The 16,180-nt window shown below is 44.9% G+C and carries 16 protein-coding genes; 13 read left to right on the forward strand and 3 right to left on the reverse strand.

From position 1 onward, the window contains the following. The first annotated feature begins 127 nt into the window (after positions 1-127). Positions 128-1,324, forward strand: coding sequence for a PQQ-binding-like beta-propeller repeat protein (locus A3766_RS25465; protein WP_068515427.1), 1,197 nt, complete (start codon positions 128-130; stop codon positions 1,322-1,324). A gap of 232 nt (positions 1,325-1,556) precedes the next feature. On the opposite strand, the gene A3766_RS25470 is transcribed toward A3766_RS25465, so the two are convergent. Both A3766_RS25470 and A3766_RS25475 read right to left on the reverse strand, forming a co-directional pair. Then, positions 1,557-2,201, reverse strand: a complete 645-nt coding sequence (locus A3766_RS25470) for a ChrR family anti-sigma-E factor (RefSeq protein WP_068515424.1) — start codon at positions 2,199-2,201, stop codon at positions 1,557-1,559. Next, positions 2,168-2,761 carry a sigma-70 family RNA polymerase sigma factor gene (locus A3766_RS25475; protein WP_082865284.1) on the reverse strand — a complete coding sequence of 198 codons (594 nt, stop codon included), beginning with the start codon at positions 2,759-2,761 and terminating at the stop codon, positions 2,168-2,170. Before A3766_RS25475 ends, A3766_RS25470 begins: the two co-directional genes overlap by 34 nt. Positions 2,762-2,896: 135 nt before the next feature. Between A3766_RS25475 and A3766_RS25480 the strand changes: the two genes are divergently transcribed. From A3766_RS25480 to zapE, 11 genes are all read left to right on the forward strand, one after another. Next, positions 2,897-3,886, forward strand: a complete 990-nt coding sequence (locus A3766_RS25480; RefSeq protein WP_068643208.1) for an NAD(P)/FAD-dependent oxidoreductase — start codon at positions 2,897-2,899, stop codon at positions 3,884-3,886. Positions 3,887-3,971: 85 nt separating this feature from the next. Beyond that, positions 3,972-5,435, forward strand: a complete 1,464-nt coding sequence (gene phrB, locus A3766_RS25485; protein ID WP_068515415.1) for a deoxyribodipyrimidine photo-lyase — start codon at positions 3,972-3,974, stop codon at positions 5,433-5,435. Continuing rightward, positions 5,432-6,424: an acyl-CoA desaturase gene (locus A3766_RS25490; RefSeq protein WP_068515410.1), complete on the forward strand. Its 993-nt coding sequence runs from the start codon at positions 5,432-5,434 to the stop codon at positions 6,422-6,424. Before phrB ends, A3766_RS25490 begins: the two co-directional genes overlap by 4 nt. A 15-nt stretch (positions 6,425-6,439) precedes the next feature. Then, a complete protein-coding gene (locus A3766_RS25495; protein ID WP_082865183.1) occupies positions 6,440-6,895 on the forward strand; it encodes a nuclear transport factor 2 family protein in 456 nt (151 codons plus the stop codon). 12 nt (positions 6,896-6,907) lie between these two features. Further along, positions 6,908-7,747: an SDR family oxidoreductase gene (locus A3766_RS25500; RefSeq protein WP_068515403.1), complete on the forward strand. Its 840-nt coding sequence runs from the start codon at positions 6,908-6,910 to the stop codon at positions 7,745-7,747. Then, positions 7,744-9,048, forward strand: a complete 1,305-nt coding sequence (locus tag A3766_RS25505; protein ID WP_068515401.1) for an NAD(P)/FAD-dependent oxidoreductase — start codon at positions 7,744-7,746, stop codon at positions 9,046-9,048. The genes A3766_RS25500 and A3766_RS25505 overlap by 4 nt, the downstream gene beginning before the upstream one ends. Next, positions 9,048-9,854 (forward strand): DUF1365 domain-containing protein, encoded by an 807-nt coding sequence (locus A3766_RS25510; protein WP_068515398.1) that lies wholly within the window; start codon positions 9,048-9,050, stop codon positions 9,852-9,854. The genes A3766_RS25505 and A3766_RS25510 overlap by 1 nt, the downstream gene beginning before the upstream one ends. Positions 9,855-9,888: 34 nt before the next feature. Then, positions 9,889-11,157 (forward strand): cyclopropane-fatty-acyl-phospholipid synthase family protein, encoded by a 1,269-nt coding sequence (locus tag A3766_RS25515; RefSeq protein WP_068515394.1) that lies wholly within the window; start codon positions 9,889-9,891, stop codon positions 11,155-11,157. A gap of 48 nt (positions 11,158-11,205) precedes the next feature. Beyond that, complete coding sequence (locus A3766_RS32795; RefSeq protein WP_068515392.1) at positions 11,206-11,751, forward strand: DUF2878 domain-containing protein; 546 nt, start codon at positions 11,206-11,208, stop codon at positions 11,749-11,751. Continuing rightward, on the forward strand, positions 11,738-12,478 hold the full coding sequence (locus tag A3766_RS25525; protein WP_068515388.1) for a hypothetical protein: 741 nt from the start codon (positions 11,738-11,740) through the stop codon (positions 12,476-12,478). Before A3766_RS32795 ends, A3766_RS25525 begins: the two co-directional genes overlap by 14 nt. 438 nt (positions 12,479-12,916) lie before the next feature. Next, a complete protein-coding gene (gene zapE, locus A3766_RS25530) occupies positions 12,917-14,422 on the forward strand; it encodes a cell division protein ZapE (RefSeq protein ID WP_197479744.1) in 1,506 nt (501 codons plus the stop codon). A 212-nt stretch (positions 14,423-14,634) separates the two neighbouring features. Here zapE and A3766_RS25535 read toward each other — a convergent pair whose 3' ends face one another. Next, on the reverse strand, positions 14,635-15,363 hold the full coding sequence (locus A3766_RS25535; RefSeq protein ID WP_068507565.1) for an ABC transporter substrate-binding protein: 729 nt from the start codon (positions 15,361-15,363) through the stop codon (positions 14,635-14,637). Positions 15,364-15,646: 283 nt separating this feature from the next. On the opposite strand from A3766_RS25535, the gene A3766_RS32440 reads away from it, so the two are divergent. Then, complete coding sequence (locus tag A3766_RS32440; protein WP_255375162.1) at positions 15,647-15,775, forward strand: hypothetical protein; 129 nt, start codon at positions 15,647-15,649, stop codon at positions 15,773-15,775. Positions 15,776-16,180: the final 405 nt, after the last annotated feature.

A 16,180-nucleotide genomic window follows, 5' to 3' on the forward strand; every position in this document is an offset into this window, starting at 1 on the left:
AAAAACCGTTAACCAGATAACATTTTAGTATGCTTATACTAAATTTTATCACTATATTCCAACACCTAATGTTGTTTTTAAAACATTACAACCTCTTTTCATACACACATGGAGTTTTATTAAACGTATGAACCTACACCTTAAAACATTATCTTTATTGCTTCCGCTTACCCTACTGACTGCCTGTAAGAATGAAATCACACCAGAATGGGAGCAATATTACTCTCATGCCAGTAGCAATGAATCTCGAGTTGAGTGGCTATCAAATGTCGCCGTCGATGGTTATGGAGAAATAATCAGCGGCGGATCAACGATCCGAACAGGCACGGACCGCCAACAAAATATTTTGCTGGTTAAGCGAAGCAGTGATGGTGAATTAATCTGGTCAACCGATATTGACCTTGCGAAAGGCAACTATCGAAGTGACGATAAGATAACTGATCTCACCCTAGATAGTGACGGTAACAGCTATGCCATTGGTGTTAGCTATATTGTCGAAAATGACATTCAACGCTATGGCTCTTTCCTCGTTAAAGTAGATACTTATGGAGAACTAGTGTGGTCTATTGAGCTATCTAAACACGATGATGCGCGCGATCTAGAGATCCATCAAGACCAGTTATATGTTACAGGTTTTGCCACCCAAGTGTTTAACTTAGATGGCGTCAAACAACTTAAAATTGAACATGAGAAAGCATGGGATATCGAGGTTAATGATGCCGGCGACATCCATATTGTCGGCGCAGAAAAAGCAGCGAAATACAATGCTGCAGGGCAACTGGCCTGGGCTGTTGATTTACCTGCAGACCTTTACCTTCAAGCCGCTCTCGCAGTCCTATCTGATGACAGCATTGTTATCGCGCACAATCAACAAGATGATTCAACACGCATAGCCGGTATCAGTCCAAACGGTCAACCATCCTGGAGTAAAACCTACTACCCGCCACAACAAAGTTATGGACTACCGGGCCCGGCTTTACTGAAGGCAGATTGGCGAGACAATGTAGTGCTCAGCCTTTCTAACGACAAGTCCAGACGCCTAGTTAAATTGAATGAGCAAGGGCGAGAGCTGTGGCAAACCACGAGCCAAAATATTGTTCAAGACTTAGCGCTTGATGAAGACAGTGCAGTGTATGTTGTCGGTGGTGGTAACAACGAGAAATTTGATTCAAGTGGCCAGTTCATCGGTGCAACCGTAGCGACCTCAGGCACTCAAATCACGACAGGCTCCATCGCATTAGAAGGCAATAATATGTACATTGGATATAGCGCAGTCAAGGACGGTGAAATTCAACATTATTTAGCGAAGTTCTTGAACCAATAGAAATACCCAGTCTCACCCTTAAAACAGATTGAACAGGTTTAAATATGAGGTGTTAAGCGAAGGCCTAGATGGAATAGGCCTTCGCGATGAAATCTAGGTTATGCCTTGAGGCTTTGTAAGAACGCGGAAACCATGGAAAGAAAACCCCGCAATTGTCGCAATGCATGACCCTAAACGACGGCACTTCAATTTACTTAAGGTAAGTGCTAAGAGGCTAATCCGAAATACTCTGTCAACGAAGGAATGGGTTCAACATTCGACCAAAAAAGCCCGTCATTTTCAAAGGAGCATCCATCACAGCAAAGCATATACAGTCTTCTTCCATATGCGCTCTTGGCTGGTGAACAGTCTGGGTGTCGGCCAAAATGAAATCATCTTTATGATAATCACCTGCTTTATCGCAAAAACTACCACGCATCACCAAGGTAAATTCATTGCCCTCATGTGTATGCTCTGGGAGTTCTTTGCCTGCAGCGATTCGATAAAACTTAGCGGTGTAGCGTTCATCGGAAATAGGTAATACAAACTCTTTTATGCTGCTTGAAAAGCCTGACCACGATAACTGGTCGAAGTCTTTATCAACAAACCGCCTCAGTGGCGGTGGAATCTCGACCTGCTGATTCGCTGAGTTCAAAGGTTTGTCATTCGCGACAGGATCATCAAGCCGCGCGAGAATATTGTCTAGTACGTTCGCGCCAACCGGCTCAGGCTCCAGGCTAGATAATATATCACCGCCTAAGCTTTCGTAACGTCGTACTTTTGCGGCACACGAACCGCAAGTTTCGATATGACAAGCAACGATAATACCCAAAGCATTAGGTGCCTGCCCAGCAGCGAACTGCATTAAAAGGTCATCGGAAGGATGATAATTAGCCATGTCATATGCTCTTTTGCCAAGTTATCTAGCTTTTTCATTGCTAGTCTGAGTCTCGATTTAATCGTGCCAAGGGGCAAGTCCAATTCCCCTGCAATTTCACTGTGTGATTTCCCTTCAAAGTAAACCTTGTAGACAATCTGTTTTTGCTCGTCAGGTAAGGCTGTGATTAAGTTACGAACAATCAGCGCATTTAGATCACTTTCGACTTCACTTTCTAGAGATTCACCACCCTCTTCATAAAACAAGTCATCAGATTGGACCAAATCAGGGCGACCCTTACGTGCAATATCAATACGTTTGTTACGAACAATCGTATATAACCAGGTAATCGCAGTGCCGGATTCTGGCTTAAAGGTATGCGCTTTTCGCCATGCGGTTAACATGCACTCTTGTAATAGCTCCTCGGCATCTGCTGAGTTCGAACCACACTTAATGGCATACGCTTTCAAGCGTGCAGAGCTTAAGTTAAATAGTTCTATAAACGCACTACGGTCTTGATTTTGAGCAATACTCATTAACAAGGCGTTTAACTTTTGGTTTTCTGGAGTGATGGTAGCCACCGGGCCTTCCTGCAAGAAATCTACGTTTGAATCATTCCTGAAATGTAAAGCATATTACTATTTGGGTAAACCCATTAATCCAATATCTGAGCTATGCCGTATAGTTAGTAGAATCTTTTAATACTTAGGTGAGACATGAAATCAGACGTAGTTATGGACACAGTTATGGACGTAGTCATAATTGGTGCAGGCATGGCAGGATTAACGGCTGCTAAGCAGTTACAACATAGAGGCAAAAAGGTAGCGGTGGTCGAAAAGTCACGCGGAACTGGCGGCAGGCTCTCATCAAAGCGCTTACCACTACCTGACGACCAAAGCCTTACGTTTGACCTCGGCTGCCCTAGTTTCTCTAGCGAAACACCACAATTTAAAGCTCAACTTGATAAGTGGCTGGCCGATGAGCTTATCGTTCCCTGCGCCAATCAGCCAGAGTACTATGTTGGCCGAGAGCGAAACTCCAGCATCACGCGCCACATTGCTAAAGACCTGAACATTCACTTTTCCACCCGGGTTTGTCGCCTCGAAAAGGAACGTGAGCTTTGGCAGGTTTACACTGAATCACCTACTGGCGAGCAGCTGTTCTGCACAGCAGAGCACATTGTAATCGCAACGCCACCTCAACAAACTTACGACCTATTACCCAAAGGCAATAGTCTCTGCCCTCTAATCGAGCACATTAAAATGGAACCACAATGGGTACTTCTCTTGGCCGTTCGTAGCAGTACAGAACTAAAAATAGATTCTGCACAGCACCCAAATATTAAGTCAATTTCGCCAGAGCACGTTAAACGAGGTGCTAAGCCAGACGATTCAGTGCAGTACTATCAAGTCCAAGCTGGCGAAGAGTGGAGCCAAGAAACAATTAATTGGGAACGAACACGCGTTGAAAGCTATCTATTGAGTGAGTTCGAAGCACTATGCGAACAAAAAATAGATATCATCGTTTCACACTTACATCGCTGGCTATATTCTCTGCCGAGTAATACCCCCATCGACAATAAAGAGAACTACCTTACATGTAGTGAAAAAATACACCTCAGTGGAGACTATCTTGCCACGAATCAATCCCGCCACGGACTTGAGTGCGCCTATTTAAGTGGCATATCGGTAGCAAAACAGATCTAATTTCATTCGGCCTGCGTATGATATACAAGGTTCGTAGTATAAGATATTGGCAACATAAAATAGCAACAAAAAGGGATAATATAAGATGACGCAAGAACATTTACTCAACCTAATCTGGTTTAGAAGTGATCTAAGGGTTTATGATAACCCGGCGCTTTCGGCTGCCATGTCATCCGGGCCTAGCATTGCTGTTTATGTGATATCTGAAGAAACCTGGGATGCCCACAATGAGTCGCCAGCTAAACGATCTCTTATCCTGCGCCAACTAGAAATACTCTCTGGCGCTCTCAGCGAGCTTAACGTTCCCTTTTATGTTCTTACAGCAGAATCCATGCAAAAACTGGAATCGAGTATTTCTGAGTTTGCCAGCCAGCTGAAAGTTTCTCACCTTTTCTACAATGAAGATTATGGACTGAACGAGCGCCGACTCGCCAAGTCGGTATCTGAAAACTTACGTAATCACGGCATTATCAGCCAATCTTTTCATGATCAATGCATCGTTTCTCCGGGCACCTTGAGGAACCAGAAGGGAAGCTACTATCATGTATTCTCGGCATTTAAACGTGCATTTTTAAAGCAGTCGAAGACTTTATCCAGGCACCTGGTCAACAAACCCTCGCCACAACCGCCCTTAACAGTCAAAGCACCAAACTTGAATGTTGCGACGTTTCAAGTCGATTCTCGGTGGGACCATCATTGGCCCGCAGGAGAAGATCACGCTCACGAGCTACTTAATAACTTCATGGAAGAACGCGCAGCCTCTTACCATAAGGCCAGAGATATTCCCTCGCTCGACGCGACAAGTTCACTGTCTCCTTATCTTGCAACGGGTATCGTAAGCACATCACAGTGTTTAAGATCAGCACTAAGCTATAATCAAGGCGAGTTTGAAGGGCGTAATGAAGGCGTCAACACCTGGATAAACGAACTACTATGGAGAGAATTCTATCGCCACCTCTTGTACGCTTATCCGAGGTTGAGCATGCATAAGCCGTTTAAGAAAGAAACAGATCAGCTACCTTGGCGTAAAGACCATCGTTTGTTTGAACAATGGAAGGCTGGAAAAACAGGCTACCCCATCGTTGATGCTGCCATGCGCCAATTAAAAGAAAAAGCCTGGATGCACAATCGACTACGCATGATTACCGCGATGTTTTTAACAAAGCACTTATTAATTGATTGGCGACTCGGTGAAGCGTACTTTATGGAAATGCTAGTCGATGGTGATTTGGCGTCCAACAATGGTGGATGGCAATGGTCAGCCTCGACAGGCGTCGACGCGGTTCCCTACTTCAGAATTTTTAACCCCACACGCCAGTCTGAACGCTTTGACCCCCAAGGACAGTTTATAAGACGCTATGTTCCTGAACTACAAACCTTGGATAGCAAGTCAATACACCAACCAACTAAAGAACAGAGAGCTGCATGCGCTTACCCCGCAGAAATAGTCGAACACGCCCTGGCAACGTCACAAACGAAAGCGGCATTTAAATCGCTTCACAAACAAGCTGATACTGAACAGCTTCCTCTTTTGGACTATTACTCATGAACGATACACCGAGCAGTAAGACTAAAGCGGGTCACTCAACAAGGCTAATAGGTAACCTTATTAGCTGGTTTGACTCTGAGTCTTACTCACCTGACCCCAAAAGGGAGCACGCTACCAACACCGTAAACTGGATGCGTTGCATGCCATTTATTGCCGTCCACTTAGGCTGCCTAGGTGTCATCTGGACAGGCTGGAGCCCCGTCGCCATTGCGATCTGTTTAGCCGCTTTTTGGCTAAGGATGTTTGCGGTCACCGCGTTTTATCACCGCTTTTTTTCTCACAAGAGTTACAAGGCCAACCGCTTTTGGCAGTTTTGTTTTGCCGTGCTAGGCAATTCAGCGTCTCAAAGAGGCCCGCTTTGGTGGGCCGCTCATCACCGGAATCATCATAAGCACTCAGATGAAGAGTCAGACTTACACTCTCCCATTGCTCATGGTTTTTGGTGGAGTCACGTCGGATGGTTCATGAGCGATGAAGGGTTTAAAACCGATTACAGTGTCATAAAAGACCTAGCGAAGTTCCCTGAACTCCGCTTTCTAAATCGCTTTGATAGCCTAGTGCCCGTTCTCTTCGCAATCGGCATGTACATGCTGGGTGAATACTTGGCTTATGCTTTACCAAACTCAGGCGTTAATGGTTTACAAATTCTGGTTTGGGGCTTCTTTATCTCTACAGTATTTTTGTTTCACGCCACCTTCACCATTAACTCTCTTGGTCACGTATGGGGATCAAGGCGCTTTGAGACAAAAGACCAAAGTCGGAATAATGCTTTCCTTGCACTGCTTACCCTGGGAGAAGGCTGGCACAACAATCATCACCGCTTTGCCGTCTCTGCAAGGCAGGGTTTCTACTGGTGGGAGATTGATATTTCTTACTTGATACTGCGTCTATTGAGCTTTTTTAGAATTATTTCTGATCTGAACCCTGTGCCTTCTCGTATCCTAGAAGAAGGTAGACAAAAACGTTCAAGCATAAACGTTCATACTTAAAAAGGCACAATCATCATGTCAGTCGTCGTTATAAAGTCAGAAACACCCGCTAATGTTGTAGAGCGATTCAAGCACCTCTTCCACACGCTCGATGCGAATAACTGCGATAGTGGAATCATTGAAGCAGTCTACGAACCAGACGTATTATTCGAAGATAGCTTTCATCGGATAGAAGGCGTAGCTAACTTTCAAGGGTACTGCGCGTCACTGTATCAGAACTTACTTTCCTGCCAGTTCACCTTCCATGACCAGTGGGTTAAAGACAATGATGCCATGTTAAATTGGACCATGAAATATGCTCACCCGAAGCTAAATAAAGGCAGAATAATCACGATTGAAGGGGCAAGCCTAATACGTTTCAACGACAAAGTGTACTACCACAGAGACTACTTTGATGGCGGGCAATTGCTCTATGAGCACATACCGGTCATGGGGAAACTTATCCAAACTCTAAAATATTTTATGAAGTAGCAGGAGCCGACAATGCTGAATGATATTGAACGTATTTGGGTAATTGGTGCTAGCACCGGGATTGGAAAAGCGCTCGTCACCGCCTTGGCGAAGTTTGATAAATCAATCATAGCAAGCGCTCGCTCAGAAGATAAACTAGACGCGTTGTGCGGACAGACACCATCAAAGTGCGAGCCACAAACGCTAGATATCACCAATGATAGTGCTTGCCAAGCCGTCGTAGAAAAGCTGCAAAGCACTTATCCGTCGATTGATATGGTCGTCGTGAACGCGGGTACGTGTGAGTATATCGATTCAGACGAAATTGATATGAGCAGTATCAAACGCGTGATGGACACCAATTTCACGGCCGCTGTTTCGACCATCAATGCAGCGCTGCCCCTGTTGCGCGAATCCGCCAAACAAGGAAAAACGCCAAAACTGGTCGTGATGTCGAGCAGCGTCACCTATCAAGCGCTTCCCAGAGCACATGTCTACGGCGCTTCAAAAGCGGCACTACGATATTTTACCGAGTGCTTAAAAATAGATTTACAGCAAGAAGGCATTGACGTTCATCTAGTGAGTCCGGGGTTTGTCAAAACACCTTTAACCGATCTCAATGATTTTCCAATGCCACTACTCATGGAACCCGAAGAAGCTGCCAGTCGAATTATTTCCGGACTTGAAAGAGGCATTTTCGACATACATTTTCCGCAACGATTTACTCGAACACTGAAGCTGATCTCTTTGTTACCTGATCATCTTCGCTTTTCTTTACTTGCCAAGTTATCGCGCAATGCATCTCAGGCCGATTCTTCTACAAGAACAACTCAGTCAATCGCGACGACAAACCCTCAGGATCACCAGCAATGAATCAGAACCCTTCTCACCAGCACCTTACAAACCAACGCATTGCGGTCATCGGATCAGGCATCGCGGGCCTGACGTCTGCCTATCTTTTGAGTAAGCGTCATGACGTTAGCTTATTCGAATCGAACGACTATATTGGCGGCCATACCCACACCGAACACGTACAATGCCAAGGCAAAAGCTACCCGGTGAATACAGGTTTTATCGTTTTTAATGACTGGACCTACCCTAACTTCATCAAACTAATGGACCAGCTAGGCGTTACAAGCGAAGATTCAGACATGAGCTTCAGTGTACGATGTGAAAACACTGACCTTGAATACAATGGCACCAACCTAAACAGCTTATTCGCGCAACGAAGTAACCTGTTCCGCCCTAAGTTTCTGAGGATGATAAGCGACATCCTTAAATTCAACAAACAAACGGTTGAGAGCTTGGAAGCGGGTACACTCGACACTGAGCAAAGCCTAGGTGAATTCATTGAACAAAATGGCTATTCCGACGCTTTTAAAAACTATTATATTGTTCCAATGGGAGCGGCTATCTGGTCTGCATCTGTCGATGTAATGCTATCGTTTCCCTTAAAATTCTTTATTCAGTTTTTTAAGAATCACGGCATGTTAAGTGTCGATGATCGACCGCAGTGGAGGGTACTAACGAATGGTTCAGAGTCTTACATAGCACCGATTACACAGCGTTTTAAAGACAACATTCACCTTAACAGCAATATCATAAAGGTAACACGAAGCCCTAGCGAGGCGGCCATTACCTTTAGCGACCATTCTGTGCAGACCTTTGATCAGGTCATCTTTGCCTGCCATAGCGATCAAGCCTTACGGCTACTCGGCGATGTGTCTGAAAAAGAGAGCGAGATTCTTGGCGCAATCCCCTATCAGGACAACAGCGTCACTCTGCATACAGATACTCGCCTCATGCCTAAGAAAAAACTGGCCTGGGCGGCTTGGAATTATCATATTCCTCAGCGCGCTAATGATTGTGCCATGGTGACTTACAACATGAACATCCTGCAGAACTTCGACGACGCTCCCGAAACATTTCTAGTTACTCTAAACAGGACCAATGAAATAGACCCCAGCAAGATCATTCGCACGTTCAACTACAGCCACCCGGTCTTTAGCCAAGACGGCGTCAAAGCACAGGCGCGTCATCATGAAATAAGTGGTAACCCTGAGTCTGGTCATGGACGCACACACTATTGTGGTGCCTATTGGTTCAACGGCTTTCATGAAGATGGGGTCAATAGCGGACTTCGCGTCGCAGAGGCTTTCGGAGAAACACTCTAGTGAGCAAAATAAAGCACAGCTCAATATATAGAGGATCGATACGGCATCGTCGTTTTTTGCCCAAGAAACACCAGTTTCGCTACCCCTTGTTTATGCTCTATCTTGACTTAGACGAGTTAGAATCGCTGTGTAAATCGAAGTGGTACTGTTCACTCGAAAAGTTCAATATTGTCTCGTTTCGTCGCGATGATTATTACTCACCCGAATCGGGCGATTTAAAACAAGCAGTCATTAATAAAGTGACGAACAATCTCACCGAACAAGGTTTATCTGCGCCGGAAATTGAACACGTCAGAATGCTGTGCCACGCCCGCTATTTCAATGCAGTCTTTAACCCTGTCACCTTCTACTACTGTTTTGACAAAGCTAACAAGCTGGTTTCTATTTTGGCTGAAATCACCAACACCCCATGGGGTGAACGGCATGCTTATGTGCTACCCGTAGGTCAATCGGGAGAGTATGGCTCGTATGCCCTGAAAGCACAAAAATATCACCACTATGAGTTTCCCAAAGTTTTTCATGTTTCGCCGTTCAACCCTATGGATATGACCTATCACTGGACCTTTGATGAGCCAAACCAAGGGCTAAGAGTGCATATGGATAACACCCAGCGCGACGAACAAAACGAAAAGCACTTTGACGCCACGTTAGTGATGGAGCGATACGATTTCACAAACTATTTAGCCAGCACACTGATCCGATTTCCGTTTATGACCGTAAGAGTAAGCATGGGGATATATTGGCAAGCGTTAAAGCTATGGCTAAAGCGCATACCATTTTACGATCACCCTAACTTAAGCAAATAAGATAACAACGAATGCCCGTAAAGGAGACATCGAGATGAGTCCCACAAGCCTAGTGAGTCACGCCAAAAAGCAATCAAAATTCAGTGTAAGTAGCGTCGCCCGAAAACTCGTACATAAGCAGCTACAAAAACTGCACACGGGGACAATTGTCATTGTTGAACCAGGCGCACGTACACTCTTCGGAGAACCACTTTCTCCCAATGACCCGCTTTATTCCGAGCTACATATTCTTGATGAAAATTGTTATCTAGATATTATGACGGGCGGCAGCATAGGCGCGGCAGAAGCCTATATGTCAGAAGACTGGAGCTCACCGGATCTAACTAAACTAGTGCAAGTAATGGTCCAGAACCGTGATATTCTAGATCAAATGGAAGGCGGCTTCGCCCTGCTATCCCGGCCCTTAACTAAAGCCTTTCACCTCTGGAACCAAAATACCGAAAAAGGCTCCAAGCGAAATATCGCTGCGCATTACGACCTGGGTAATGATTTATTTAAGACCTTCCTGGACCCGACAATGATGTATTCCTCTGGCATCTTCCCTAGCGAACAGGCAAGCATGGAAGAGGCATCACAATACAAGCTTAAGACTATCTGTGAAAAACTAAACCTATCTGAATCTGACCATGTGGTTGAAATTGGCTCTGGCTGGGGCGGGTTCGCCATCTATGCTGCCAAGCACTATGGCTGCAAAGTCACCACCACCACGATCTCTGATAAACAACATGAGTTAGCACAAACACGGATCAGCGAAGCAGGCTTAAGCGATAAAATCACACTTCTAAAGCAAGACTATCGTGAGCTAGAGGGGCAATTCGACAAGCTCGTTTCAATAGAAATGATCGAAGCGGTTGGCTGGCAATACTATGACACCTTTTTCGCGACTTGCGCCTCACTGTTGAAACCAAATGGCGCGATGCTGATTCAAGCCATCACAATTGAAGACCAGCGTTTCGAGTACGCCAAACGCAACGTCGATTTTATTCAGCGTTATATCTTTCCTGGTAGTTGTATTCCTTCAATTCAGGCTCTCACTAGCTCATCGATGAAGGCCAGCGACCTACGACTCGTTTATCAAGAGGACTTTGCGGAACACTACGCTAGAACACTGCTAGCATGGTTGGATTCATTTAATAAAGCCTCAGCGACCATCACAGAGCTAGGCTATAGCAAAGAATTTAAACGTATGTGGGAGTTCTACCTCTGCTACTGCGCAGGAGGTTTCAAAGAGCGCTCTATCGGCGTATCTCATATGTTATTCGCTAAACCAGGTTATAGAAACGAGCCCCTGTCTCGCATATAAGGCAGTGATAAGCGATATAGCCAACCACACCATTAAGGAGTCTACTCAATGTCTCGGGAACAACTAAATAGGCTCCTCAATGCGGTGTTATTCCAAAGCTGTTGGTTTCTGGCAATTTTATCAGATTGGTACCTGGCGCTCTGCGCATTCGCCTTGCTATTAGTGCATTTCGTTCGAACAAACGCATCGACTCACAACTCATTAAAACTCTTGTATATCGCGTGTATCGGCATTCTGATCGACAGCTTGCTTATGCATCTAGGCGTTTACCAGTTTCCGAACCCCGAGTTAAGAACCAACGATTTTATAATTCCCTTGTGGTTAATCATAATGTGGTGTGCGTTTACGCTCACACTGCTTTCGTCGCTGCAATGGTTTTTAGCCAAGCCATATTTTTTCATCTGCTTATGTTGCATTTCCGGACCCGCTTCATACCTGGCAGGCCGTCACTTCGGCGCGCTTCACTTTGCAGACGCCTCCCTTATTTTCATCATCCTAGAATGGTTCGTAGTCGGAGTTCTGTGTACTGCAATCTTCCCCTCTTCACCAAAGGAGGATCTGCCAGCCCAAGGAGGCAAATATGCAAGCTATTAGCAGTTTCTCAATTGCCAGTTTCTTTGTGCTCTCTTCGCTTTGCGCTCAGCTACAAGCTGCGCCAAGCGATATCAAAGTCGTTCAGTTTGAGGGCAAAGCGTATTCGCTAGACAGTGACGAGTTGCTGTACTCAGAGCACCACTATATAAACCTCAATCGATCAAATCAGTATGACAATGCATATGTCGAATACAAGGCGCCAGACGGAGAGGTCTTTGCGAAGAAAGATCTGGATTTCTCGAAGCATAAATTAATACCCGACATGAGCTTTATCGACCTCCGCTCGAATCAAACAAGTCTTCTGACCAAAACTGACAATCAGGTAAAGATTGAACACATCAAAAAGAAAGACCTGCAGCATGAAACGATAAGCATTGATAACAGCAAGCGCATTGTCGCCGATGCAGGCTTTGATCGTTTGGTCATCAAATATTGGCAGCACTTGCTAGCGGGAAAGAAGATCAAATTTGAAACCCTGTCGCTTGATCGGTCTGAGTTAATTGGTTTCAAACTAGAGACTGTTGATATTAATGAAGAACGCTTGCAACTATCCATTAAGCCGCAAAGCTGGCTAATCGGACTAGTGATGGACCCGATTTACCTGCACTATGAACGGTCCTCAAAACGTTTATTGGAATACAAAGGGCTGACCAACATCCTAAGAGAAAAGAACGGCGAGTTAAAAACAGATAATTATGTGGCGCATATTAAATACCATTACTTCTGAGTTCAATTCTTCTATTGGTTGGCAAGCGCTGCTTGACGTCCGCTAAGTGCCAAAAGCAGGCCTTGGTACTTCTCTCAGCTTTGGCTGAATATTACTGATACGAACTTTTATCCCAGCATCAAAAAATGGTGAATAGCGGTCATAAGAATCGAGCCTATTTTCCTCGAAACCTTACATTACTTAAAACAGGAAAGCAGATCTTTAGCTTTTGATGGTGCCTAGGTCAGGTTCTAAAAAATAGCTACCTCGAGCGTTTTATTAGTATCCTTTAACTCCAAAGGCATGATTCGCAGCACGGATCAACAATGGAAAATGACCGCTCTGCCCAAACTCCAGCCCTAGATTTGAGATAGTTATGCTAATTTTGTACAAGTTGAACTCCGAGATTTTAGTCTCTAATACAAATCCATTTGATACCCATACATCGTATTAAATCTTTTGGTTGATAAACTCATTAACTCCATGACGAAGAAGATGATGATGAAGATGATGATAGAAAAGCATCGCGTCGCTCGGCGGAGCTTTTCGACAGGTCCCGTGGTAGCGGCTTATGAACTCAAGGTGGACGCGGGGGAGGTGCGGAGAGATAACGCTCAAGTCGCTCTGGCGGCAAAATTGGATGCCCTGCACGAGTCTCTTGTCTCGCTCCCACCAGCACCTTTGCTTACCGACGATCCGACAGAGAGCAGCCGTAAAAGCAGCAGTCCACTGTTACTGGCACGATCCATGGCATCCGCCCAGTCCTTTCTTCGAAAGAAGTTCCATTTGTGGTCTTTTGGTCCACCACCGCGGGGCATTTACATTCATGGACCGGTCGGGGTCGGTAAGAGTTTTCTAATGGATCTCTTTTACGCGTCGGTTAATGTTCCTGATGATGATTCTCGCTGTAATAATTCCAGCCACAAACACGCAAAAATTACCAAACGCCGCGTCCACTTTCATGAATTCATGCTAGACGTCCATCATCGAATCTTTGTCTACAAAAAGAAGCACCCACGGGGTGATGCTATTCCCATCATTGCGAAACAATTGGCACAAGAAGCCCAACTCCTCTGTTTCGATGAATTTCAAGTGACAGACGTTGCCGATGCCATGATTTTGAAAAGACTGTTTTTATTATTATTGGATTGGAATGTCGTGGTAGTGGCCACCTCGAATCGCTCCCCCGATGCCTTGTATAAGGGAGGCATTAACCGATCCCTCTTTATGCCATTCATAGACATGTTAAAACACACGTTCGACATTTTTTCCATGGAGGGTTCCACTAAGGATTATCGACTCGAAACTCGAGCGGATGGTCAATCCTATTTTTGGTCAAACAAGGATGTTCATGGCGATAATAATAGTAATAACAACACGCAGGCGAAGTTGGAAGAAATATTTGGTGGCACTGCATCCGGAACTGAGGCTGAGGTCATTCAAGTTCGCTTCGGTCGCACCGTCCAGGTCGCCCGATTGAATGACCGGTGCGCCTGGTTTGACTTTTCCGAGTTGTGCTACCAACCGCTCGGCGCGGCCGATTATCTTTCCCTCTGCGACCGATTTCCGGTCCTCATTATGGACAGCGTCCCCCAATTGGGCGCCAACCACCTCAACGAAGCGCGACGATTCGTGAACCTCATTGACGCGTGTTATGAATCTCGCACCCGCTTGGTGCTAGCGGCACAAGTCCCGCTCGACGAATTATTTGTCGATTTTGAAGCGCAAGTCGAAAGCAGAGATGGAGATGTAGAATTGTTTGTCAGTGAGAAGGGGGGAAACTCGAGTTCCTTTGCGACGACCATGATTCGCACCAAAGAGGGGGAACATTTGGAGTGGTCGGCGACGGGTCTAATTGGCGTGTCACTGGCACAATTCTCGTCCGCCAATGATCTCGCCTTTTCCTTTCGACGAGCCGCGTCTCGATTGGTAGAAATGGGTGGAAAGAAATGGGGGCGGCAATGACGACTGTGGAGAGGCTGAATTAAGTGGCTAAAGACCTTGTGAATGTCAGCTTCGCGGACGTTTAGGCCCTTAGAACTGACTTCTTGTGTTGATGTCGTGTCGAGGCAGCATTGTGCCTGGGCCTACTATTGAAGATTGATGCCAGTTTGACCTGATTGTCATAGAAATTCAGACACTGATAGTTCTAGCTTTGGAGTTAAAGCAGTCATTCCTTATAGTATATTCTCTAAGAATCGAGTGCGTATTTGGTCTATATCACCATTTTTTTGCATTTTACGAAGCACTTTATCTAAAGGTTCAACTATATTGAGATTATTTTTATGCAAGTAATGATAAAGCTTTTCTGAATATAAGACTGGGCTGACAACTTTAACGTTCTCGAACGGTTCGGTTAGGAGAGCCTTCAACGCGTTAGCTTCAGGCAGTAAAGTGTATTTAACTCTCCCCAGAGCGACCATACTGAGAGCTTGATTGGTGTTAACAACAAAAGTGCACTGGATTTTATTATCTTCAACCAGCTTTTCTACTAACTTGACTCCTTTTACGCAAACAACGTCATGCCCAAGATCTTTAATCTTGCTTACTCTTTCGCTACTGTGTTTTCCAAGAGCAATTATATTAATCATATTGATTGCGGTAGGTACTGCATTTAAGTTGGGGTAGCTTGAATGCAGGTTGCCAATACGTGATACCTCCCCATCGAACATACCCATATTCGCAGACAATAAAGAGCGAACATTTGGAAGTCTATGGATTTCTACTTGATAACCGATCTTGTTGTATGCTTTTTTCAATACTTGGACTGATATGTCCTGAACAAAGGCATTTTCTGGAGTAGTCAATGCAATCACAGATTGAGATTGTGCATTCGCGAACCCTAACGAAAAAATGGCAAACAATAATAGCTTGGCAGCCAAATTCTTAATGATTTGATATTTCATAAGACATGATATCCTTTCGCTTCAGGCATCCTCTAAGGTTAGCAATGTAATATGAAACCTGCCAATAACCAATCAATTCAAATGATCTGCAGATGAAACAAGTCAATTATGATCTGCCCATCACTTAGCGGTATCTGTTTATACGAAAGAGTTGCTTTTGCTTATTTTCAATCATTTAGCCAGCAAGCAGACAAACTTAGATATCCGTTAGCGGGAAATTTTAGATCTCAATAAGATATTCTGAGCCCTCATGAGATACCAATACCGCCAAAGTAGCATAGCAATGAGCGCTTCCAGAACAGCCATTCCTATCAGGCTTGTGTCTGAGCTGAAAAGCGGCAAAGCGATCAACCTAAAGCCTATTAGCCCTGTCGATACTATCGCTGCGAAAAAGACGGCGCCTTCCAAGTAAGGCTTGTAAAATGATGACAGTATCATTGCACAACCGATCCCTACTTGAAGCCCTCCATAGACAGAAAAGAATTCGGCAAGCCCCATTTCACTCTGAAAGTTTATCCCCAAGAAACTGGCAGACAATGTGGGATTTATCGCACACCAAAGGCCCGAGGCAAGATATAAGATGCCAACGATTCGATAAGGTGTGCTGTAAAGTCGGGTAGATAACTTAGTTGTGGTCACTTAGAGTCCTCCATGGACGGCCTTCACAAACCATATAGTTTCCACAGTTTTTTGTACAGCCACGGCAAGGTAAGCGCGCCGCCTTATTTCCTTTATGTGTGCTGGGTTTAACCTGAAACTTACGCTCTTTCATCATATTCCCTATATGGATTCTTTAGAGTTCAAGACAAGACATTGG

This window comes from Oleiphilus sp. HI0132, from assembly GCF_001635845.1.

Bases quoted from the DNA above. Each gene is read 5' to 3' on its own strand.
- A3766_RS25465 (WP_068515427.1), top strand. From the start codon at position 128: ATGAACCTACACCTTAAAACATTATCTTTATTGCTTCCGCTTACCCTA.
- A3766_RS25525 (WP_068515388.1), top strand. From the start codon at position 11,738: ATGCAAGCTATTAGCAGTTTCTCAATTGCCAGTTTCTTTGTGCTCTCT.
- A3766_RS32440 (WP_255375162.1), top strand. From the start codon at position 15,647: ATGAGCGCTTCCAGAACAGCCATTCCTATCAGGCTTGTGTCTGAGCTG.
- A3766_RS25490 (WP_068515410.1), top strand. From the start codon at position 5,432: ATGAACGATACACCGAGCAGTAAGACTAAAGCGGGTCACTCAACAAGG.
- A3766_RS25515 (WP_068515394.1), top strand. From the start codon at position 9,889: ATGAGTCCCACAAGCCTAGTGAGTCACGCCAAAAAGCAATCAAAATTC.
- A3766_RS25505 (WP_068515401.1), top strand. From the start codon at position 7,744: ATGAATCAGAACCCTTCTCACCAGCACCTTACAAACCAACGCATTGCG.
- A3766_RS25470 (WP_068515424.1), bottom strand. From the start codon at position 2,201: ATGGCTAATTATCATCCTTCCGATGACCTTTTAATGCAGTTCGCTGCT.
- A3766_RS25480 (WP_068643208.1), top strand. From the start codon at position 2,897: ATGAAATCAGACGTAGTTATGGACACAGTTATGGACGTAGTCATAATT.
- A3766_RS25535 (WP_068507565.1), bottom strand. From the start codon at position 15,363: ATGAAATATCAAATCATTAAGAATTTGGCTGCCAAGCTATTATTGTTT.
- A3766_RS25500 (WP_068515403.1), top strand. From the start codon at position 6,908: ATGCTGAATGATATTGAACGTATTTGGGTAATTGGTGCTAGCACCGGG.
- phrB (WP_068515415.1), top strand. From the start codon at position 3,972: ATGACGCAAGAACATTTACTCAACCTAATCTGGTTTAGAAGTGATCTA.
- A3766_RS25495 (WP_082865183.1), top strand. From the start codon at position 6,440: ATGTCAGTCGTCGTTATAAAGTCAGAAACACCCGCTAATGTTGTAGAG.
- A3766_RS32795 (WP_068515392.1), top strand. From the start codon at position 11,206: ATGTCTCGGGAACAACTAAATAGGCTCCTCAATGCGGTGTTATTCCAA.